This window comes from Campylobacter insulaenigrae NCTC 12927 (genome assembly GCF_000816185.1).
Classification (GTDB): Bacteria; Campylobacterota; Campylobacteria; order Campylobacterales; family Campylobacteraceae; genus Campylobacter_D; species Campylobacter_D insulaenigrae.
Map to the genome: position 1 here is coordinate 666,234 of NZ_CP007770.1, position 19,910 is coordinate 686,143.

The window sequence follows — 19,910 nt, forward strand, 5'->3', positions numbered from 1 at the left end:
TAAGCTTGATATTAATTTTAATCGTCAAGTTTTTGTCCTAAAAAATTGCCATTAGCGTCAATATAAATTTCCATCATATTATTTAGTTTAAATTTAAATCCTTGTACTTCTTTTTCTGCTTTGATAATATTTGCATTAGGATGCATTTTTTTAATTGTTTTTAAAATATTTTGATTCAAAAAAGAAGTATTCATAGGATTGTATTTTGAATCTATCTCTTTCCAATCACCATTAGAAAAAAATTCAAGTTCAGTACCATTATCTAAATAAACATCAAAACTATCAATATCTTGTTTTACTAACGTAATATTGGCATTTGAAAAATATTGCTTTATAAATGATTTTGAATTTTCTGGGAGAGCGTTTTCTCCTACAATCATATCTTTTGCAAAGATAACACTTGTTAACATTAGAGCCGATAAAATTAATTTTACCTTCATTTTTAATCCTTTTTTTGTTATTTTGTTCTAGAAATAATATTCTATTAGAGTAAATTTTAGTGAACTTAAAAAATAGTAAGTATTTCATTGTATAATTTCAAAAAACTTATATAAAAGGAAAATTAATGTATAGGTTTGCGCCTTCGCCGACTGGAGATATGCATATTGGAAATTTAAGAGCAGCTTTGTTTAATTATATTAAATCAAGACAAGAAAACATTGATTTTATTTTGCGTATAGAAGATACGGACAATGTTAGAAATATAGCAGGTAAAGAAGAAGAAATTAAAGATATTTTGACTAAATTTGGTATTACTTGGCAACATTATTATGTTCAAAGTGAGAATTTGAAATTTCATCGTCAAATGGCTTTAAAATTAGTAAGTGAAAAAAAAGCTTTTGCATGTTTTTGCACAGAAGATGATTTGGCAAAAAAGAAAGAGCTTGCAAAATCAAAAAATCAGGCTTATAGATATGATGGTACATGTGAGAAGTTGAGTGATATTGATGTTTTAAATTGTGAAAAACCATTTGTTATAAGATTAAAAAAACCTTGTAAAGAAATGAAATTTATGGATTTTATTAAAGGAGAAATCACTTTTAACTCAACAGACATAGATAGTTTTGTCATAATGCGAGCTGATAAAACTCCAACTTATAATTTTGCGTGTGCTATTGATGATATGCTTGAAGGTGTAACTTGTATTATCAGAGGAGAAGATCATGTTTCAAATACGCCTAAACAAGAGTATATTAGAGCAAGTTTGGATTATGATAAAAATATGACCTATGCCCATTTGCCTATAATTTTAAACGAAGATGGTGTTAAGATGAGTAAAAGAGAAGCCCATTCTAGTGTCAAATGGATGCTTGATAATGGGTATTTAGCTAGCGCGATTGCTAATTATCTTATATTGTTAGGGAATAAAACTCCTAAAGAAATTTTTACATTAGAAGAAGCTATTGAGTGGTTTGATCTAAGTAAAATATCAAAATCACCTGCAAGATTTGATACTAAGCGTTTGATGCAAATTAATCGTGAGCATATAAAAATGCTAGATGATAATGAATTAAACAAATACTTACAATTTGGTCAAGATGTAGCACAATTAGCTAAATTCTATACTCAAGAAGCTAGTACTTTAAATGAAATAAAGGAAAAAATTCAAATGATTTTTTCTTCTAAAAATTATGAAGAATTTGTAAATGAATGCAACCTTATAAAAGGTGTTTTGATAGATCAAGAATTACCAATGGATTATGAAACATTTAAAAAAGATCTTATGGAAAAAACGGCTTTAAAAGGGAAGAACTTTTTTATGCCATTGCGTTTAGTTTTAACAGGTGTAAAACATGGACCAGAATTAAGTGATTTATATATTTTAATTAGACCTTTTATACAAGAAATTATAAGGAAGTAAAATGGATATTGGTTCAAGTTTAATTATATCGTTAGTTCAAATTTTTTCATTGATTATTGATATTTACGTTTGGATTATAATAATTTCTGCTTTAATTTCTTGGGTTAGACCTGATCCATATAATCCTATAGTGCAAATTCTATATCGTTTAAGTGAGCCAGCTTATGCTTTGGTTAAAAGATTTATTCCAACAACAATAGGAAGCATAGACTTAGCTCCTTTGATTATTATTTTATTACTTAAGTTTATACAAATATTTTTGTCAAATTTAATTTTAGGAAGTTTATAAGTGTTGAAAAAAAGTTTAATAGTATTTATTTTGAGTGTTATTTTTGCAGATTGTGCACCATATTCGTATAAAGAATTAGAGAAAAAACCAAATTCTTTAGCTAAGGATTATTATCTTTATCGTTTGTTAGAAGTTAATAAGATTAAAAAAAATGATATTAAAACTTTAAAAGGACATATTTATCGTTATGCAGGTCGTATAAAAACTGCAATAGAAGCTATAATTCCACCGTTAGGTTATAATAAAGAATATGAACTTTGTTATAAATTTAATGCACAAAACATATTAGATGCAAATTTAACATGTCAATTGGTGAGATTAAATAGTTTAACTTTTGTACAGGATTTAAATTCTTCTACAAAAGAGTTGATAAAAAAGAATATTCCATCTGAAAATGCTAAAATATCAAAATTATTAGATGCCTTTGATTCCAAAGATCCTTTAAATTATGTTATTTCAAATTATGATAGTTCAAATTTTTATAGAATTTATGAATTTGATAATAATCAAAAAGATTTTTTTCTTGAAAAAGAATTTTTAAATGAACTTGCTTTAGAAAAAGAATTTACAAATTTCATAAAAGAAATTATTATCAAGAAGAAAAATCCTTTAATGCGAAAATCTTTAGTAAATATTGATGCGAATTTAACCCATCAAGATAATGCATTTTATCTTGGTATAAATGCTATTTTAGAAAATAATGATACAAAAGCATTTGATTTTTTTAAGGTGGCAAAAAATACATTTCAAAGTCAAAATTTGATAGATAATGCAACTTTTTGGCTTTATCAATTAAGCAAAGATGAACAATATCTTGAAGAATTATCTCAAAGCAATTCTTTAAATATTTATAGTCTTTACGCAAAAGAATTAAAGCAACAACCTATACATAAAATCGAAATTCTTAATCCTCAAAAAGAAAAAAATGATTTTAATATGAAAGATCCTTTTGCTTGGCAAGAACTCTCTAAGAAAATTAACAACACGCCAAAAAAAGATTTGGCTAAAATGGCAAAAGAATTTTATACTAAAGAAAATATAGCAATTTATGCTTATATACAAGAAAGAGTAGAAGGATTTAGTAAAAATTATTTCATAATGCCATATTTTAGTTACTTGAAAGATTATGATGTTAAAAGACAAGCTATGATATTGGCGCTTGCTAGACAAGAAAGTCGCTTTATACCCACAGCAATTTCCACATCTTATGCTTTAGGATTAATGCAATTTATACCATTTTTAGCAAATCATATAGGTAATCAAGAACTTCAAATTAAAAATTTTGATCAAGATATGTTATTTGATCCAAAAATAGCATATCAGTTTGCAAATCATCATTTAGATTATCTTGAATCTAAATTAAATTCTCCAGTTTTTGTAGCCTATGCTTATAATGGTGGTATAGGTTTTACAACTAGAATGTTAAAAAGAGATGATATGTTCAAAGATGGAAAATACGAACCATTTTTATCTATGGAACTTGTGCCATATGCTGAAAGCAGGAATTATGCGAAAAAAGTTTTGGCTAATTATGTTGTTTATCTTCATCTTCTGAACGATAATACACCGATTTCGAAATTTTTTGAAAATTTGATTCAAAACACTGATTCTCAAAACAAGAGTTTAGCTGCAAACTAGCTTTATTTATCAACTTATTAAGAGTAATCTTGTAGTAATTTGCATAATTACTTTTAATAATATATTTAAATAATTCATCATTTTCATCTAAAATTTCAAGTTGTGTTTTTTTGCCATCAACTAATATGCTAATATCTTTAGCATTCAAATTAATGCTAGGTAATAAACTTAAGATAAAAATTTCTTTTTCACTTTTTTGATCTAAAACAGGATTTAAATAACTAATCACTGCTACAACTCTTGAATTTTTGTAATCAAAATTTATTTTTTGAGCATACATTAAGGTTTGACTTTTTAAATTGACTATACTTTGTTCTTGAGTTTTGTTACTACAAGCAATTAAAATAAGTGTTGATAAAAATATAAATAATATTTTTTTCATTTTTGTCCTTAATTTTTTTATAATTATAAGCTTTTAACTTTTAAAAAGATATAATTATCATTATTTTCTTACCCATAAAGGAAAATTATGAAAAGATTAGCTATGGCATTTAGCGGTCCTTCAAATTCAGGTAAAACTACACTTATTACAAAAGTTGCTAGTTATTTTATGGATCAAAATTTTAAAGTATGTATTATAAAACATGATCCAGGAGATAAAGCTTGTTTTGATAATGCAAGAAAAGATAGCTTTAAATTTTTCCAAAGTGGAGCGGATGTAATGGTTTTAAGCCCGACTAGAACAACTTTGTTTCAACATGCTTGTAGTGATTTAGATAAAGCTGTTGCAATGTTTGATGATTTTGATTTTTTATTTATAGAAGGATTAAAAACTTTATCTATGCCAAGAATTAGTGTTTTTTGTAAAGATGTAGATGAGGAATATTTTGATTATTCTAATGCAGTTGCAAGCTATAAAAAAATTGATCACAAAAATGTTGCTTGGCTTGATTTAAATGATTTAGAAGGTATTTGTGATTTTATATTAAAAAATTCTAAAAAAGTTTAAGGAGAAATAATGCAAGAGATAATCCAAAATATACAAAAGGCTATAATAGAAATTTCGCAAGAATTAAGATATTTAAAAGATTTTGATTATACTACTTCACAAAATGCAACAGGCGATACACAGCTTAAACTTGATGTTAAAAGTGATGAAATCATTACAAAATTTTTAAAACAAGCAAAAGGTATAAAAAGTCTTATTAGCGAAGAAAAGCAAGAGCAAATGTTACTTAATGAAAATGAAGAATACGTGGTTGCATACGATCCTTTAGATGGTTCTTCCTTGGTTGATGTGAATTTTTCTATAGGGTCAATTTTTGCTATTTATAAAAATGAAGCAAAAGCAAAACAATTAAAAGCATCAGTTTATGCTATTTATGGAGTTCGTTTGGAGCTTGTTGTGTGTATTGATATACCTAAATTATATAGACTTAATCAAAATAATGAGTTTGTTTTTGTAAAAGATTTGATTTTAAGCGAAAAAGGGAAAATTAATGCAAGTGGCGGGACGCAAAAGAATTGGTCAAATATCCATAGAAATTTTATAAAATCATTATTTGATGAGGGATATCGCTTGAGATATTCTGGTGCTATGGTAAGCGATTTACATCAAATTTTACTAAAAGGTGGAGGTTTGTTTTCATATCCTTCTACAAGTGATGCACCTAATGGAAAATTAAGAGCTTATTTTGAAGTTTTCCCTTTTGCATTTATTTTCGAAAAAGCAAATGGATTTTCTAGTGATGGAAAAAACAATTCTTTGTTGGATTTAGAATTTGATAAAATTCATGCTAATACTCCATGCTTCTTAGGTTCAAAATATGAAATTGAAAAATTAAAACAAGTGTATAAAGGTCTTTAATGTCTGAAACAAAAGACGAATTCGAACAAATATTAGATCTTAAAAAGAAAGAATTATGCGCTTGTCAAGCTCGTAAAAATTTAAAATCTTGTTTACCTTGTTCGATGATTTTTGAATGTTCTTTGAGAAAAGAATATGTTGAAGCAGTTTATAAAAGTATGTCTAAGGGTAAAGAAGGTGGATTTGATTTTTAATTAAGAAAGGTTTAAATGCGTTATATTACTACTCCTATATATTATGTAAACGATGTTGCACATATAGGTCATGCTTATACTACCATCATAGCTGATGTATTTGCAAGATTTTATCGTTTAAAAGGTCATAAAACTTATTTTTTAACAGGCACTGATGAGCATGGGCAAAAAATTGAGCAATCAGCTAAATTAAGACAATTTACTCCTAGAGAATATGCAAATGAAATAAGCGCTAAATTTAAAAATCTTTGGGATGAATTTGAAATTTCTTATGATCAGTTTATAAGAACTACGGATGAAAATCATAAATTAAGTGTTCAAAAAGCTTTTAAGAAAATGTTTGACAAAGGTGATATTTATAAAGGGACTTATGAGGGATTTTATTGTATGTCTTGTGAAAGCTATTTTACCCAAACTCAGCTTATTAACGAGTGTAATTGTCCTGATTGTGGCAAAAAAACGGAGCTTTTAAAAGAAGAAAGTTATTTTTTTAGATTATCAAAATATCAAGATAAGATTTTACGATGGTATAAAGAGCAAGAGCCAATTATGCCAAAAAACAAAGCCAATGAGTTGATTAATTTTGTTGAAAATGGCTTAAAAGATCTTTCTATTACTAGAACTAGTTTTGAATGGGGTATAAAACTACCAAAGGAATTAAATGACGAAAAACATGTAATTTATGTATGGCTTGATGCTCTTATGAATTATGTGAGTGCCTTAGGTTACGGTCTTAATGAAGAAAAAATGGATTTTTGGCCAGCTTATATACATTTTGTAGGTAAAGATATTTTGCGTTTTCATGCTATCTATTGGCCTGCTTTTTTAATGAGCTTAGAACTTCCATTGCCAAAATTTATTGCCGCGCATGGTTGGTGGACTAAAGATGGAGAAAAAATGAGTAAATCAAAAGGAAATGTTGTATCTCCAAAAGAGGTAGCAGAAACTTTTGGTTTGGAAAGTTTTAGATATTTTTTATTAAGAGAAATTCCTTTTGGTAATGATGGTGATTTTAGTGACAAAGCTTTGATTACAAGAATTAATGCAGAATTAAGTAATGAATTAGGAAATTTATTAAATAGAATTATTGGAATGAGTGCAAAATATTCCAATAACATAATTAAATCAGAAAATATAATGGAATTTTTCACAGAAGAAATTCAAGAATGTAAAGTATATATAGAAAATGCTATAGAGGCTCTAGAAAGTATCCAACCTAATAAATTTTTAGAAGAACTTTTTAAAGCCTTATCTTTAGCAAATTCAAGTGTTAGTAAATATGAACCTTGGAATTTAATAAAAAATCAAGAAGTTAAAAAAGCAAATGCATTGGTTGCTTTATGTGCTAATATTTTAGCTAAAGTTACAATTTTACTTTCTGTGGTTATGCCAAAAACTTCGAATAAAATAGCTCAAGCTATGAATTTTTCAATTTCTACTTCGGATTATCAAGAATTAATTAAGCAAGATAAAATTATAGATTTTCAAACAAAAACTTGTGAAGTTTTATTTCCTAAAATAGAATTAAAACAGGAAATAGATAGAAAAGAAAATGAAAAAATATCAAGTTTAACTCAAATTAAAATTGACGACTTTAAGAAAATTGAGATTAAGGTTGCTTTGGTGAAAGCGTGTGAAAAGGTAGAAGGTAGTGATAAGCTTTTAAAATTCCAACTTGAGCTCGAAAATGGAGAAATAAGACAGGTTCTTTCTGGTATTGCTAAATTTTATAAGACAGAAGAATTAATTGGTAAGCAAGTTTGTGTGATTACAAATCTTAAAAAAGCTAAAATTTTTGGATATGAAAGTCAAGGTATGATTTTAAGTGCACAAAAAGATGAAAAATTGGTTTTAATTACACCACAAAATTTTATCGCAAATGGTGCATTAATAGGATAATATGAATATTTCTAATTTTTGCGAATTAATTAATGCGGAGATTTTAAATTATGGCGCTACTTCTAGTGTATATGATTTTTGTATTGATGTAAAGAAAGTTAAACGAGCAAGTGTTTTTTTTGCTAAAAGTCAAGAGCAAGCAGATTATGCTATAGAAGCTGGAGCTTATGTTGTTGTTTTTGAAGAAGACTTAAATATTAGAGATAATGAAGTTTTTTATCTTAGAGTGTTTGATTTAGAGAAAACTATTTTAAGATTTTTTAGATTTTTAGCTCAAGAAAAATCTTATAAATTTTTATATTGTTCCAATATAGAAATTCAATTTGCTAAAGGATTTGGATTTAAAATATTGTATGGAGATATTTTTTTGGATTTTGATAATTTAAAAAATTCTAAAGACAACACTTTATTTTGTTCTTATAATAAAGAGTATATTTTAAATTTAACTTCAAATTATCTTTCTTTGAAACAAGATTCATATGAATTACTCGGCAAAAAATCATTATTGTATACAAGTTTGCTTTGTAAGAATTTGTATTTTAAAGATTTGAAATTTGCATTCTTTTATGCTGGTATTTTTGCTAGTTTTATTTCTTTTATAGAAGAATATAAGTTACCATTCTCTTTTAATGATAAGAAGTTAGAGCTTTTTAAAGTATATTTTTTAGATAATAAGAATGAAATTTGTCATTTTGGGGCAAGTTCTAGAGTTATATTTTTGGTAGAAGATGAAAAACATTTTGAATTCATCACACAGCAAATTAAAAATTTAAAAGATTTTAAAATAGCTTTGAAAAATTCCCTCTTTTGTGATTTTTCATATACAGATTTAAATAATTTAAAAAAATTTTTTGATTTTAAATACTGTTTTATTTGTGATAGCAATGAAGACTTTTTAAATATTTTTTTACCAAAAATAAATGAAAAATCTTTATTTGATTAACTTTAAGTGTGTATATTTTTCAAGTCAATTTATTAATTAAGGAAAAAAATGAAAAAAATATTGTGTTTAAGTTTATTTGCGGCAATTGCTTTAAATGCTTAAATATTGGTTTATGGACCTGGTGGACCAGCTCCTGTTTTAAAAAAATAGCTACAAAATTTGAAGAAAAAACCGGTGAAAAAGTTACCATCGTAGCAGGTCCGACTTCTAAATGGATAGATAAGGCTAAAAAAGATGCAGATATAATTTTTTCTGGAAATACTTCTATGATGGATGGTTTTATTAAAGCTTTACCTGAACAAATTAAAGTAGATGATATAGAAGTTTAAATGCTAGGGCTTCAGGGGTTATTGTAAGATCAGATAATCCTAAAAATATTAAGACTTTTAAAGATCTCTTTAAAGAAGGTGTTAATGTAATGGTTGTTGATGGAGCAGGGCAGGTTGGTCTTTATGAGGATATGGCTTTGAAAACCGGATCTGTTGAGAATTTAGAGAAGTTAAGAAAAAATATTAAAGTGTACGCAAAGAATTCAAAAGCAGCTGTTGATGAATGGAAAACTAATCAGAATATAGATGCTTTAATTATTTGGACACATTGGATTAAAGCAGTGGGTGAAAAAGAAAACAAATTTATACAAGCTGATAAAAATTTTGTAATTTATAGAGCAGCTGAGGTTCCTACGACCAAAGGTCTAAAAAATTCTAATGTGACTAAGTTTATTGAATTTGTTAAAAGTAAAGATATGCAAAAAATTTGGAGAGAAGAAGAGTGGATAAAAAGATAACTTTTCACAAGCTTTAAGCTTGTGAAATTAATTATTTTTCATTCATTTCAATTTCTATATTGATTCGAATTTCATCAGAAAGTGTTAGGGTAGGAGTGTTTGGTGCAAATTTGAAATCACTTCTTTTTATTTCTCCTTGTAAGTTAAATCCAGCTTTTTCTTTTCCTTTGTCTGTTTTAATAACTCCACCAATTTCTGTATCTAAAACAATATCTTTTGAAATTCCTGCAATATTTAAACTTCCATGCATTTTACCTTTTTCATTTGATATTTTTTCATATTTATTCATAGTAAAAGTCATTTCCGGGTATGTTTTTGCATTAAAAAAATCACTTTGTAGCAAATGAGTATCTCTTGCTTTATTTTCTGTATTTATAGAAGTAACATTTATTTTTGCCTCTAATTTATTAAATTTCATTTCTTTGTTATCAAAATCAATGTTTGCATTATAAGTTTTAAAATTTCCATTTACATTGCTAATTTGCAAATGTTTAATTTTAAATCCAACGTTAGAATGAGCTTGATCAATAATAAATTCCTTTGCTAAAGATGCATTACTTAAAAGAGTTGCAAAAACCAATGAACCAATTAGTATTCTTTTCATTATACTTCCTTATAAAATTTTAGTTTAATTATACAAATTAAGGTAAATAAAAGATAAATTTATTAAATATAATCTATCATATCTTTTCTTTTGATTTGTTCAAATCCTTTTAGTCTTAGTAAGCAACTATCACATTTTCCGCAAGCTTTATCTTCTCTTTCATAACAAGACCATGTATATTGTAAAGCAACATTTTCTTCTATGGCTAATGATACTATTTGAGCTTTGTTTAGATGAATTAAAGGAGTTTTTAGCTGAGTTTTAAAATCAGGATTAGTTCCACTATTTATAAAATTAGTTGCGTTTTGTATGAATTTTTCAGAGCAATCAGGATATCCACTACTATCTTCTTGAACAACACCTATAAATATACTTTCGCATTTTTCTTTTTCAGCAATAGCACCTGCAATAGAAAGAAAAATTCCATTTCTAAAAGGCACGTAAGTATTAGGAATATTATTTTTGTGAAGACTATTTTTTGGAATATCTAGAGTTGGATCTGTCAAAGAATTTCCTCCTATATCTGATATAAAAGAAACATTTAAAATATATTTATTTTTAATTTTTAACTCTTTACATATTTTCTCAAAACATTCTCTTTCTTTAAGCATAGTTCTTTGGTTATAATCAAAATGTAAAGCGATTATTTCATAACCTTCCTTTTTAGCTAAATATGCACAAAGCGTACTATCCATTCCCCCACTTATTATACATAAAGCTTTTTTCATTACAGTTCCTTTAAAAATTTTGATATAATTGAAATTATAAAATTCAAAGGATAATGATGATTTTTTGCGAAGAAAAAATCGATATTTCTTTTCTTGAAAAAATCGCTACAAATATGAGTTGTGCTGATGTGGAACTTGTTTTTGTAGATAAAACAATGATGCGTAGGATTAATCTTGAGCAAAGAAAAATAGATAAAAGTACTGATGTATTATCTTTTCCTTTGGAAAAAAATTTTCAAAATTTACTAGGCTCTATAGTAATTAATCTTGATGAAGTTAAAAGTAAAGCTTTTAAATTTAGACATTCTGAAAATGAAGAAATGGCATTGTTGTTCATTCATGGTATGCTTCATTTATTAGGTTATGATCATGAAGTAGATCAAGGAGAAATGAGAGAAAAAGAAAAAGAATGGATTGATTTTTTTAATCTTCCACAAAGTCTTATTGTCAGAACACAAAAAGGGGAATAAAAATGGTTAAAAAATTAATTGTAAATTTTGCTTTGTGCATTGGTGCTTTAGCTTATGAAGAAAATATTTTTAATGTTCAAGTGTTAAAAGCAAAGGGGTTGAATATTTCTTTATATAGTTCGCAAAAGGATAATACAAGTTATGGCTTTGTTGAAAATAACAATGGTAGTCGTAATTTCTTAGGTAATGTAAACAAAAATGAATATTCTATAGATATTTATAATAAAGGTTCTTGCTTAATAAAAAATATAAAAAATAATGATTTTAGTATTTTGTGTAAAGATGAAGAGACTATCCTTAAAAAAGATGATTTTAAAGCAGAAATTATTCAATTGTCTTTAAAAGATAAATTACAAGTAAGTCCAGATAAGGTAATTGAATTTGATTTTGTTGATGATTTATTAAAGATTGAAAGTAAAGATAGAAAATTACAAAGAATTGTAGATGATTTTAATCAAAATTTAGATAAAAAATCTTTAAAAGATAAAATTATGCAAATACATAAAAAATGGAAAAATGATGCTGAGATTTTCTATGAGAATTTAAGTCAAAGTTTTATATTTTATTATGATAAAAAAATAATTTCTTTAGGAAAAAATACCTATATTTATGAAGGTGGTGCTCATGGAATGAATAGCATGCAAAGAAAAACTTATGATATCGATAGTATGAAATTGATCAATTTAAAAAATGAGTTAAAAATAGAAAATGATCAATTTGTTAATATGATTAAAACAAAATTACTTAAAGAGCATGAAGAAAGCGATTTTTTTAATATTGATGAGATTAAACCAAGTGAAAAATTTGAAGTGAGACAAAATGGTTTAATACTTATATGGGAACCTTATGAAATAGGACCTTATTCTAGTGGTGCAATTGAGCTTTTTGTTTCTTATGAAGAATTAAAACCTTATTGGAGATCTAAATCTAAACTAGCATATTTGAGCTTATAATAAAGCTCAAATTATTGCTGCAATGAGTATAATAAACACTCTTTATCAATTTTTACTAACACTTAAAACATTAAAAAATATTATTTATCTTTATTTTAATTTATTTTTTGTCGATATTAAGATGCTAAAAGTAATATATGCAAAATTTAAGAACAAGTGATAAATATGATAACTTCATTTTTAATAGCGTTAAATTGTTTGATATTTATATGTGTGAATTATTTGAATTTTTCTTCTTTAAATTTTAATGTTATTTTAGGATTAAATTTATTCTTCTTTCAAGAATATCTTTGGCAAATATTAACTTCGATATTTATGCACGGAAATTGGACGCATTTGATTTTAAATATGATAGTTTTATATCAATTTGGTTTAATTTTAGAAAAATTTTTAGGTAGTCTCAAATTTTTATTTTTATATTTAGTAGGTGGAATGATATGTTCCTTACTAAGTATTTTTTATATCTATTTAAGTTTTGATGGTACTTTTGTTAATATTGTTGGTGCTAGTGGAGCTATCTGTGTCTTAATGGGTTATTATGCATTTATAAACAAACATGCCGCTAAAGGATTGTTGGTGGCAATTTTACTTATGAGTTTTGCTCCAATCATAATGGGCATAAAAATAGCTTGGTATGCACATATATTTGGTTTTGTGTGTGGTTATATGTTGGCCAAATTTAGGGTTATTAAATGAAATTTATTTATTTTATAAGAAATGCAAAAGCTCAAAAAGATTCTGAGATTGAAGATTTACAAAGAGATTTAAGTTCAAGTGGAAAAGAAGATTTAAAGATAATGTCTAATCGGCTACAAAAATTAAATTTTAAAGCTGAATATATGTTTTCATCTCCAGCTAAAAGATGTATTAAAACTGCTCAAAAGCTCTGTAAGTATTTTGATATAAAAGAAAAAGATATATGGATAGAAAAAAGCTTATATGAAGGTAAAATGGAAGAAATACTAAATTATATAAGTAAAATCAAAGAGAATAGGGTAGTGTTTGTTATGCATAAATCTATGATTATTAAAATATGTGAATATCTTGCATGTATTGATTTAGAGAATTTTCCAACATCATCCATAATATGTTTAAAATTTAACATTGATTCTTTTGAACACATTAAAGAACAAAGTGGAGAATTAATATTTTTTGATTTTCCTAAAAGTCAAAACGAATAAAATATCGATCTAAATAAAAATAAATTTAAACTTAATATAAATATTTATTTGTTATTTCTACAAAAACTCATACAATTCATAAAAATATTTTAAAAATTATTTTTGTAATTTTTTTGTGGATAAATTAATATCACACAAAACATAAATCTCATTAAAATGCTATATATAAGATATTTTAACCATATACATATATATGATAGTGTACTAAAATAAAAAAGTTTGAAAATTATAGTTTTCAATATAAAATACATAATATATTATAATTTTAATATTTATCATATAAAAATACATATTTATTAAGTTTAATTTAAAATATTTTTTTATTTTAAAAATTGGTGTAAAAATAATAGTTAGATATTTTTTTAGATATTTTTTAAGTAAGATTCTTTTATAATCTTTTTAATTATTAAAATTCTTAGGAGCAAGATTGAAAACGATAGGCTTAATTGGTGGTATGAGTTATGAAAGTACACTTAGTTATTATAAGATTATTAATAAAATCATCAGTGAAAAATTAGGAAAATTACATAGTGCAAAACTTGTATTAAGTAGTCTTGATTTTGAAGAAATTGTAGAGTGTCAATGTAGTGATAATTGGAAAAAAGCAAATGAAATCTTGACTAACCAAGCCCTACTTTTAGAAAAATGTGGAGTTGATTTTATTTTAATTTGTACAAATACCATGCATAAATGTTTTGATGAAATTCAAAAAAGTGTAAAAACACCTATTTTCCATATAACTCAAGCAGTTATCCTAGAACTTCAAAAGGAAAATGTTGATCAAGTTTTATTATTGGGAACTAAATACACTATGAGTGAAAAATTTTATAAAGAACTTTTGGAAAAATCTGGAATAAAAGTTTTTACACCATCTAATGAAGAAATGTGTCAAGTTAATGATATCATTTTTAATGAACTTTGCAAGGGTAAAATAGAGGAAAAATCAAGAGTATATTTTGATAATTTAATTTCTAAATTTCCACAAATACAAGGTGTTATACTTGGTTGTACAGAACTTGGATTAATTATAGAAAAAAGTTCTAAAAAGCTTTTTGATAGTGCTTATATCCATGCAAAAATGGCAGCATTAAAAGCTTTGGAATAAAAAAATAATGAAATATCCATTAGATTGTGAAGAAACTTTTGAAAAGTCTTTTTTATTTTGGCTTTGTAAGTATGTAAAATTTAAGCTTAATTCTTTATCTAACAAAGAATTAAAAGACCCACAAGCTCTTGCTTTTGTAAATTTAAATTTAAGTAGAGGTGTAAAAAATATACAAGAGCTTGATGCTTATGTTAAAAAAGCTAGAAATATAGGACTTAGTGGAGTTAATACTTATTTTAATCCCCTAAAAAAACTTTTTGAATATTTAATATTGTATAAACTTTATTCTTTAAAGCAGATTGATGAAGAGTTATTGGTAGAAATTTTAGCAAGTATAAGCGCTTCTTTATCTGATGCGAGTAAAAAGAACTATCGTATTGCAGTAATTAATTTTTTTGATTTTTTAGACAAACAAAATGAAGAAAATAATAAATCCCATGTATTTGATATAAATCTTAAAAATTGGGGTGGTATTAGTGGTTTAAGAGGTGTAAAATTGCCAGAATATATGAGCGAAGAAGAAGTTAGTAAATTTTTAAATGCAATTGATGAAATGGATTTTAAAAATAATACTATTCGCAATCGTTTGATTATTAAAATTATTATTTTTACTGGTATTCGTGTTGGAGAAGCTATAAATATAAAATTAAAAGATATAAGCGAGGAAAATGACTTATATATTATTCGTATTAGAGGTAAAGGTAATAAATATCGTGTTGTTATGATAAAAAAAGAATTAATTGAAGATCTTTTAAAAAATGTAAAAGTAAACTACCTATCACAAGATGGACTTTTATTTGTAAATCGTAATGCGAAAGCTTTAACACAAGCTTATGTTTCACGTATAGTAGAACAAATTTTATTTAAAGCCGGTATTCGTAAACAAAAAAATGGAGCTCATATGTTAAGACATACTTTTGCTACCCTACTCTACAAGCAACAAAAAGATTTGGTTTTGGTGCAAGAAGCTTTAGGGCATGCTAGCTTAAATACTTCAAGAATTTATACACATTTTGATAATGAAAAATTAAAACTTGCTGCAGAAGTAGCTAAAAAACTTCATGATAGAAGATAGTTTAAATGATATTTATGAATACAAAGAGACTGCGAAAAAATTAACTATAATATAAAAATAATTTTATATAATAATTTCATTTATTTTTGTGTTGCATTCTAAGGAAAATTGATGACTTATTTAGAGATAGATGGTGTTAAAAAATTAAATGGAGAAGTGATAATTAGCGGTGCTAAAAATGCTGCTTTACCTTTGATTGCTTCAAGTATTTTAGCAAAAAATGAGGTAAAAATTTCAAATTTACCCAATGTGGCAGATGTTTGTACCCTACTTTCTCTGCTTGAAAATTTAGGAGCAAGTTATGTTTTTAAAAATAATCAGGCAAATATTGATACTAGTAATCTAAGTAAAACTATTGCAAAATACGATATAGTGCGAAAAATGCGTGCTTCTATACTTACATTGGGACCTTTGCTGGCAAGATTTGGAAATTGTGAGGTTTCTTTACCAGGAGGTTGTGCTATAGGACAAAGACCAATAGATTTACATCTTTTAGCTTTAGAAAAAATGGGAGCTAATATAGAGATAAAACAAGGATATGTAGTCGCAAATGGTAGTTTAAAAGGTGCTGATATAATGTTTGATAAGATCACAGTTACAGGTAGTGAGAATATTATCATGGCAGCTGCATTAGCACAAGGAAAAACAAGACTTTTAAACGTAGCAAAAGAGCCTGAAGTGGTTCAACTTTGTGAAGTATTAAAAAGTGCTAATTTAGACATAAAAGGTATAGGAACAGATGAATTAGAAATCTATGGAACTGATGGTCAATTAATTGAATTTAAGCCATTTTCTATTATACCTGATCGCATTGAAGCAGGAACTTATCTTTGTGCTGGAGCTATTACAAATTCAAAAATTACTTTGAAAAAAGTTAACTCTTCTCATTTAAGCGCTGTGTTGGCAAAATTAGAACAAATGGGTTTTAGTTTTGATATTGATAAAGATAATATTAGTATCAATCCTGCGAAAAAAATAAAGCCTGTAGAGATTTTAACTAGCGAGTATCCAGGATTTCCAACTGATATGCAAGCACAATTTATGGCTTTGGCTTTAAAAGCTGAAGGTACTAGCATTATAGATGAAAGATTGTTTGAAAATCGTTTTATGCATGTAAGTGAACTTTTGAGGATGGGAGCTGATATAAGACTAAATGGGCATATTGCCACTATAAATGGCACAAAAGAACTCTTTGGCGCTGATGTAATGGCCACAGATTTACGTGCTTCATCGGCGCTTATTTTGGCAGCTTTAGCTGCAAAAGGTACGAGTAAAATTCATAGAATTTATCATTTAGATAGAGGTTATGAAAAATTAGAGGAAAAATTTAAATTTTTAGGTGCTCAAATACGAAGGTTAGAAGAATGAGAGATATATTTGCTACTATAGAATACTTAAAAGAACATATAAAAGCAAAAGATGAATTTGAGATTGTTGAGCTTACTCATGCTTTGGGTCGTATTATTTTTGAAGATGTCTTGGTTAAAAAAAATTTACCCGCATTTGATAATTCAGCATTAGATGGATATGCTTTAGATTATCAAGATAAAGATAATTTACTTAAGATAAAAGGAAGTATTTTAGCTGGTGATAGTGAAAAATATATCATAGAAAAAAATGAATGTTATAAAATTATGACGGGTGCTAAAATTCCACAAAATGCAAATACAATTTTGATGTTTGAAGAAGCATTGATAGAAAATGGAAAATTAAATGCTAAAAAAGCAAAGCAAAACAACGCTATTCGTTTTAAAGGTGAAGAAGCAAAAGAAGGAAATTTTTTATTTAAAAAAGGTACTAAGATTACTTCGGGTATTGTAGCAATGTTGGCAGCACAAGGAATTTATAAAATAAAGGTGATTAAAAAAATTCAAGTAGGAATTTTTTCTAGCGGGAATGAGCTTGTTGAGCCTTGGGAAAAAGCCAATGATGATAATATATACAACGCTAATGCTTTTGGAATTTATTCTATTTTACAAGATAATGCAGAAGTAAAGTATTTAGGATTGATACAAGATAATATTAATGCTTTTAAGGAAATTTTGAAATATGAAAAAATTGATTTATTTATAAGCAGTGGTGGTGCTAGTGTTGGTGAAGCTGATTTTAGTAAACAGGCTTTAATTGAGAGTGGTTTTGTTCCTATATTTGAGAAAGTAAATGCTAAATTATGTAAACATGTTAAGCTTTTTAATAAAAAAGGAATCTTGTTTTTAGTTTTACCAGGAAATCCGTTAGCATCTTTAATATCCACTCATATTTTTGCTAAAAATATACTCAATTTACTCTATGGGCAAGATTTAATATGTTTTGATACAGCAAAATTAGCAAATGAGTTGAAATTTAAAGGTCAAAGAAATGATTTTGCTTTTGGAAAATTTACAAATGGATATTTTATGCCAAGTAAAACTAAATTTGGTTCAGGTATGATAAAGCCATTGTATGAAAATTCATACATTTTTATAAGTAAAGAAGGTGAATTAGAAATTTCAAAAGGACAAGAAATTAAAATTTTAAGAATTTAATTCTTAATCAATAGACATTGAAATTTTTTATTTTAGTAAAAAATTAAAATCATAAAGAGAAATTCGTATTTTACTCTTTATGATTAATTGTCTAAAATTATTGTTGAATATTTTTATTGTCTAGGGTTTTGAAAAGATTATTTAAAACATTTTCTTCATTTTTTTGGTATTTACTTTGGCGTAATTTTTCCCAAGCATATACGCTAAAATCTTTTGAAATTACTCCTATATCTAAATCTGTGTTATTAAAAGCGTTATTGATATTTTTTTTATATTCTTTTTCTTCTTTGTTTTTAAGTGCATTTAATGTAGCTTGAAACTCATCTGAAGAGGTGTTTTTCTCTTTAATTTTTGTGGTATGATTTAAATTTAAGACATTGTTTTTATCATTTACTTGCATTTTTATTCTCCTTGATTTTGATAGAGTTAATTTTTACAAGCAAAAATTATTCCTTATATTATTTATAGTAAATAAATTTTATTAGAATTTTAAGTTAGAGTTGTTTGGAGATTGAAATTTTATTTTTACTTTGTTTTGGTAATTTTCAACTAAAATCAAACTCTTTTTATGTATGATAATTAAAAAAATAGTTTTGAGGTTGGAATTGATTATAAGAAAAGTTATTTTATTTTTATTTTTTTATACTTTGGGTTTTGCTTCAAATTTTGACGAAGTTAAACTTGCTTTGATTAAGGAATTTAAAATAAATTACCCAGAGATAGAGATAATATCTTTAGAATTAAACACTCAATCTAGCTTACCTCAAGATTTTAATCAATATATGTTTTTAAAACTAGGTAATCATAATTTTGATAAAGCTGATGGTTTTATTAAAGCTGAATTTAAAACTCCTGAGCAATATAAAAAAAATATTTTTTTCAAGTATTTTTTAAAAGCAAAATTGGAAGTTTTGCAAAGCACTCGACCTATTTCTCGTAATGAAAATTTAAGTCCATCAAGTTTTAAAATTATTAAAATTCCTTTTGATAAAGTTTCAAGTGGTGTTTTAAAAAAAAGTGAAATAGTTGGTTTGATCGCAAAAGGTAATATTAGAGAAAATGTAGTTTTAAAGTATAATATGTTTAAAACCAAAACTTTAATTCAAAGAAATGATTCTGTTTATGGCATAGTAAAGGATGGGGAATTAAGTATGATGATAGAGCTTAAAGCTATGCAAAGTGGAAATTTAAATCAGAGAATTCGTCTTAAAAACAAAGATGGTAAAACAGTCTATGGTAAGGTTATAAGTAAAAATTACGTGGAGATTAAATGAGAAAAATTCTAGTTAATATAAGTGGAGCTAGCTCCTGTGAGCTGGGATTTTTGCTTTTAAAGTATTTGCAAGATAAGGGTGAAATTTTTGCTATTATTTCTGATAATGCAAAAATAAGTTTCACAAAAGAAAATTCAGAAATAAGTATAAATAATTTTATGGATGCTATTAAACAAAAATTTAAATTACAAAATATTGTATTTTTAGAAAATGATAATATAAGCGAATGTGTAGCTAGCGGATCTTTTGGTATAGAGACAACTTTTATTACACCATGCTCTATTAATACTTTAGCTAAGATTTCTTGTGGAATTTGTGATAATCTTATTACAAGAAGTGCAGCGGTGGCATTAAAAGAACGAAAAAAGATGATACTTGGGGTTAGAGAAATGCCATATTCTAGTATATCTTTAGAACAAATGACAAAATTATCTTATCAAGGAGTGATCATAGCCCCTCCTGTTATGGCTAGCTACGCTAAAGTGCGAAATTTAGATGAGTTAAAAAAATTTATTATAGGAAAATGGCTTGATCTTGCAGATATTAAACATGAATTATATAAAAGGTGGCAATAAAT

The 19,910-nt window shown here is 26.1% G+C and carries 23 protein-coding genes and 1 pseudogene; 19 read left to right on the forward strand and 5 right to left on the reverse strand.

The features are described from left to right. Positions 1–17: 17 nt before the first annotated feature. Complete coding sequence (locus CINS_RS03465) at positions 18–440, reverse strand: PepSY-like domain-containing protein (protein WP_039649872.1); 423 nt, start codon at positions 438–440, stop codon at positions 18–20. A gap of 125 nt (positions 441–565) precedes the next feature. Here CINS_RS03465 and gltX point away from each other — a divergent pair, with 125 nt between their 5' ends. From gltX to CINS_RS03480, 3 genes are read left to right on the forward strand one after another with little or no spacing between them, the layout of a single operon-like run. After that, positions 566–1,861, forward strand: coding sequence for a glutamate--tRNA ligase (gene gltX / locus CINS_RS03470; RefSeq protein WP_039649874.1), 1,296 nt, complete (start codon positions 566–568; stop codon positions 1,859–1,861). A 1-nt stretch (position 1,862) separates the two neighbouring features. Continuing rightward, the gene (locus CINS_RS03475; protein ID WP_039649876.1) at positions 1,863–2,150 is read left to right on the forward strand and encodes a YggT family protein; all 288 of its coding nucleotides are present in this window, start codon (positions 1,863–1,865) and stop codon (positions 2,148–2,150) included. 3 nt (positions 2,151–2,153) lie between these two features. Next, on the forward strand, positions 2,154–3,788 hold the full coding sequence (locus CINS_RS03480; protein ID WP_039651353.1) for a soluble lytic murein transglycosylase: 1,635 nt from the start codon (positions 2,154–2,156) through the stop codon (positions 3,786–3,788). On the opposite strand, the gene CINS_RS07810 is transcribed toward CINS_RS03480, so the two are convergent. Next, positions 3,676–4,170, reverse strand: a complete 495-nt coding sequence (locus tag CINS_RS07810; protein WP_126437486.1) for a hypothetical protein — start codon at positions 4,168–4,170, stop codon at positions 3,676–3,678. The genes CINS_RS03480 and CINS_RS07810 overlap by 113 nt on opposite strands. Positions 4,171–4,257: 87 nt before the next feature. On the opposite strand from CINS_RS07810, the gene mobB reads away from it, so the two are divergent. The 6 genes and pseudogenes from mobB to CINS_RS08020 all read left to right on the forward strand — a co-directional run bounded on the left by mobB (position 4,258) and on the right by CINS_RS08020 (position 9,418). Further along, positions 4,258–4,737: a molybdopterin-guanine dinucleotide biosynthesis protein B gene (mobB, locus tag CINS_RS03485; RefSeq protein ID WP_039649878.1), complete on the forward strand. Its 480-nt coding sequence runs from the start codon at positions 4,258–4,260 to the stop codon at positions 4,735–4,737. A gap of 9 nt (positions 4,738–4,746) precedes the next feature. Then, positions 4,747–5,595, forward strand: coding sequence for a class 1 fructose-bisphosphatase (locus CINS_RS03490; RefSeq protein ID WP_039649880.1), 849 nt, complete (start codon positions 4,747–4,749; stop codon positions 5,593–5,595). Next, positions 5,595–5,789 carry a hypothetical protein gene (locus CINS_RS03495; RefSeq protein WP_039649883.1) on the forward strand — a complete coding sequence of 65 codons (195 nt, stop codon included), beginning with the start codon at positions 5,595–5,597 and terminating at the stop codon, positions 5,787–5,789. The genes CINS_RS03490 and CINS_RS03495 overlap by 1 nt, the downstream gene beginning before the upstream one ends. Positions 5,790–5,804: 15 nt before the next feature. Beyond that, positions 5,805–7,688, forward strand: a complete 1,884-nt coding sequence (gene metG / locus CINS_RS03500; RefSeq protein ID WP_039649884.1) for a methionine--tRNA ligase — start codon at positions 5,805–5,807, stop codon at positions 7,686–7,688. A gap of 1 nt (position 7,689) precedes the next feature. Beyond that, positions 7,690–8,631: a hypothetical protein gene (locus CINS_RS03505; RefSeq protein WP_039649887.1), complete on the forward strand. Its 942-nt coding sequence runs from the start codon at positions 7,690–7,692 to the stop codon at positions 8,629–8,631. Between the two features lie 102 nt (positions 8,632–8,733). Continuing rightward, positions 8,734–9,418, forward strand: a pseudogene (locus tag CINS_RS08020) (extracellular solute-binding protein). Between the two features lie 31 nt (positions 9,419–9,449). On the opposite strand, the gene CINS_RS03515 reads toward CINS_RS08020, so the two are convergent. Further along, positions 9,450–10,022, reverse strand: coding sequence for a YceI family protein (locus CINS_RS03515; RefSeq protein WP_039649888.1), 573 nt, complete (start codon positions 10,020–10,022; stop codon positions 9,450–9,452). A gap of 62 nt (positions 10,023–10,084) precedes the next feature. After that, entirely contained in the window at positions 10,085–10,750 is a 666-nt protein-coding gene (gene queC / locus CINS_RS03520; protein ID WP_039649890.1) for a 7-cyano-7-deazaguanine synthase QueC, read from the reverse strand. A gap of 56 nt (positions 10,751–10,806) precedes the next feature. Here queC and ybeY point away from each other — a divergent pair, with 56 nt between their 5' ends. From ybeY to CINS_RS03560, 8 genes are all read left to right on the forward strand, one after another. After that, positions 10,807–11,220 (forward strand): rRNA maturation RNase YbeY, encoded by a 414-nt coding sequence (gene ybeY / locus CINS_RS03525; protein ID WP_039649892.1) that lies wholly within the window; start codon positions 10,807–10,809, stop codon positions 11,218–11,220. 2 nt (positions 11,221–11,222) lie between these two features. Beyond that, entirely contained in the window at positions 11,223–12,173 is a 951-nt protein-coding gene (locus CINS_RS03530) for an RsiV family protein (RefSeq protein WP_039649894.1), read from the forward strand. Between the two features lie 165 nt (positions 12,174–12,338). Beyond that, complete coding sequence (locus CINS_RS03535; RefSeq protein ID WP_039649895.1) at positions 12,339–12,869, forward strand: rhomboid family intramembrane serine protease; 531 nt, start codon at positions 12,339–12,341, stop codon at positions 12,867–12,869. Then, positions 12,866–13,354 (forward strand): phosphohistidine phosphatase, encoded by a 489-nt coding sequence (locus tag CINS_RS03540; protein WP_039649897.1) that lies wholly within the window; start codon positions 12,866–12,868, stop codon positions 13,352–13,354. The genes CINS_RS03535 and CINS_RS03540 overlap by 4 nt, the downstream gene beginning before the upstream one ends. A gap of 427 nt (positions 13,355–13,781) precedes the next feature. Next, positions 13,782–14,459, forward strand: a complete 678-nt coding sequence (locus CINS_RS03545) for an aspartate/glutamate racemase family protein (protein ID WP_039649898.1) — start codon at positions 13,782–13,784, stop codon at positions 14,457–14,459. Positions 14,460–14,466: 7 nt separating this feature from the next. Next, entirely contained in the window at positions 14,467–15,534 is a 1,068-nt protein-coding gene (locus CINS_RS03550; RefSeq protein ID WP_039649900.1) for an integrase/recombinase, read from the forward strand. 111 nt (positions 15,535–15,645) lie between these two features. After that, positions 15,646–16,902: a UDP-N-acetylglucosamine 1-carboxyvinyltransferase gene (gene murA / locus CINS_RS03555; protein WP_039649902.1), complete on the forward strand. Its 1,257-nt coding sequence runs from the start codon at positions 15,646–15,648 to the stop codon at positions 16,900–16,902. After that, on the forward strand, positions 16,899–18,059 hold the full coding sequence (locus CINS_RS03560) for a molybdopterin molybdotransferase MoeA (RefSeq protein WP_039649904.1): 1,161 nt from the start codon (positions 16,899–16,901) through the stop codon (positions 18,057–18,059). The genes murA and CINS_RS03560 overlap by 4 nt, the downstream gene beginning before the upstream one ends. A gap of 97 nt (positions 18,060–18,156) precedes the next feature. On the opposite strand, the gene CINS_RS03565 is transcribed toward CINS_RS03560, so the two are convergent. Then, positions 18,157–18,459, reverse strand: coding sequence for an invasion antigen C (locus CINS_RS03565; protein ID WP_039649906.1), 303 nt, complete (start codon positions 18,457–18,459; stop codon positions 18,157–18,159). A gap of 205 nt (positions 18,460–18,664) precedes the next feature. Between CINS_RS03565 and flgA the strand changes: the two genes are divergently transcribed. Both flgA and CINS_RS03575 read left to right on the forward strand, forming a co-directional pair. After that, a complete protein-coding gene (flgA, locus tag CINS_RS03570; protein ID WP_232012952.1) occupies positions 18,665–19,333 on the forward strand; it encodes a flagellar basal body P-ring formation chaperone FlgA in 669 nt (222 codons plus the stop codon). Beyond that, entirely contained in the window at positions 19,330–19,908 is a 579-nt protein-coding gene (locus tag CINS_RS03575; RefSeq protein ID WP_039649907.1) for a UbiX family flavin prenyltransferase, read from the forward strand. Before flgA ends, CINS_RS03575 begins: the two co-directional genes overlap by 4 nt. The last annotated feature ends 2 nt before the right edge of the window (positions 19,909–19,910 follow it).

Coding starts and splice junctions, on each gene's coding strand:
- CINS_RS03490 (WP_039649880.1), top strand. CDS start 4,747: ATGCAAGAGATAATCCAAAATATACAAAAGGCTATAATAGAAATTTCG.
- CINS_RS07810 (WP_126437486.1), bottom strand. CDS start 4,170: ATGAAAAAAATATTATTTATATTTTTATCAACACTTATTTTAATTGCT.
- gltX (WP_039649874.1), top strand. CDS start 566: ATGTATAGGTTTGCGCCTTCGCCGACTGGAGATATGCATATTGGAAAT.
- CINS_RS03465 (WP_039649872.1), bottom strand. CDS start 440: ATGAAGGTAAAATTAATTTTATCGGCTCTAATGTTAACAAGTGTTATC.
- CINS_RS03535 (WP_039649895.1), top strand. CDS start 12,339: ATGATAACTTCATTTTTAATAGCGTTAAATTGTTTGATATTTATATGT.
- CINS_RS03515 (WP_039649888.1), bottom strand. CDS start 10,022: ATGAAAAGAATACTAATTGGTTCATTGGTTTTTGCAACTCTTTTAAGT.
- CINS_RS03495 (WP_039649883.1), top strand. CDS start 5,595: ATGTCTGAAACAAAAGACGAATTCGAACAAATATTAGATCTTAAAAAG.
- CINS_RS03575 (WP_039649907.1), top strand. CDS start 19,330: ATGAGAAAAATTCTAGTTAATATAAGTGGAGCTAGCTCCTGTGAGCTG.
- CINS_RS03530 (WP_039649894.1), top strand. CDS start 11,223: ATGGTTAAAAAATTAATTGTAAATTTTGCTTTGTGCATTGGTGCTTTA.
- CINS_RS03540 (WP_039649897.1), top strand. CDS start 12,866: ATGAAATTTATTTATTTTATAAGAAATGCAAAAGCTCAAAAAGATTCT.
- ybeY (WP_039649892.1), top strand. CDS start 10,807: ATGATTTTTTGCGAAGAAAAAATCGATATTTCTTTTCTTGAAAAAATC.
- metG (WP_039649884.1), top strand. CDS start 5,805: ATGCGTTATATTACTACTCCTATATATTATGTAAACGATGTTGCACAT.
- CINS_RS03560 (WP_039649904.1), top strand. CDS start 16,899: ATGAGAGATATATTTGCTACTATAGAATACTTAAAAGAACATATAAAA.
- mobB (WP_039649878.1), top strand. CDS start 4,258: ATGAAAAGATTAGCTATGGCATTTAGCGGTCCTTCAAATTCAGGTAAA.
- CINS_RS03505 (WP_039649887.1), top strand. CDS start 7,690: ATGAATATTTCTAATTTTTGCGAATTAATTAATGCGGAGATTTTAAAT.
- queC (WP_039649890.1), bottom strand. CDS start 10,750: ATGAAAAAAGCTTTATGTATAATAAGTGGGGGAATGGATAGTACGCTT.
- CINS_RS03475 (WP_039649876.1), top strand. CDS start 1,863: ATGGATATTGGTTCAAGTTTAATTATATCGTTAGTTCAAATTTTTTCA.
- murA (WP_039649902.1), top strand. CDS start 15,646: ATGACTTATTTAGAGATAGATGGTGTTAAAAAATTAAATGGAGAAGTG.
- CINS_RS03565 (WP_039649906.1), bottom strand. CDS start 18,459: ATGCAAGTAAATGATAAAAACAATGTCTTAAATTTAAATCATACCACA.
- CINS_RS03550 (WP_039649900.1), top strand. CDS start 14,467: ATGAAATATCCATTAGATTGTGAAGAAACTTTTGAAAAGTCTTTTTTA.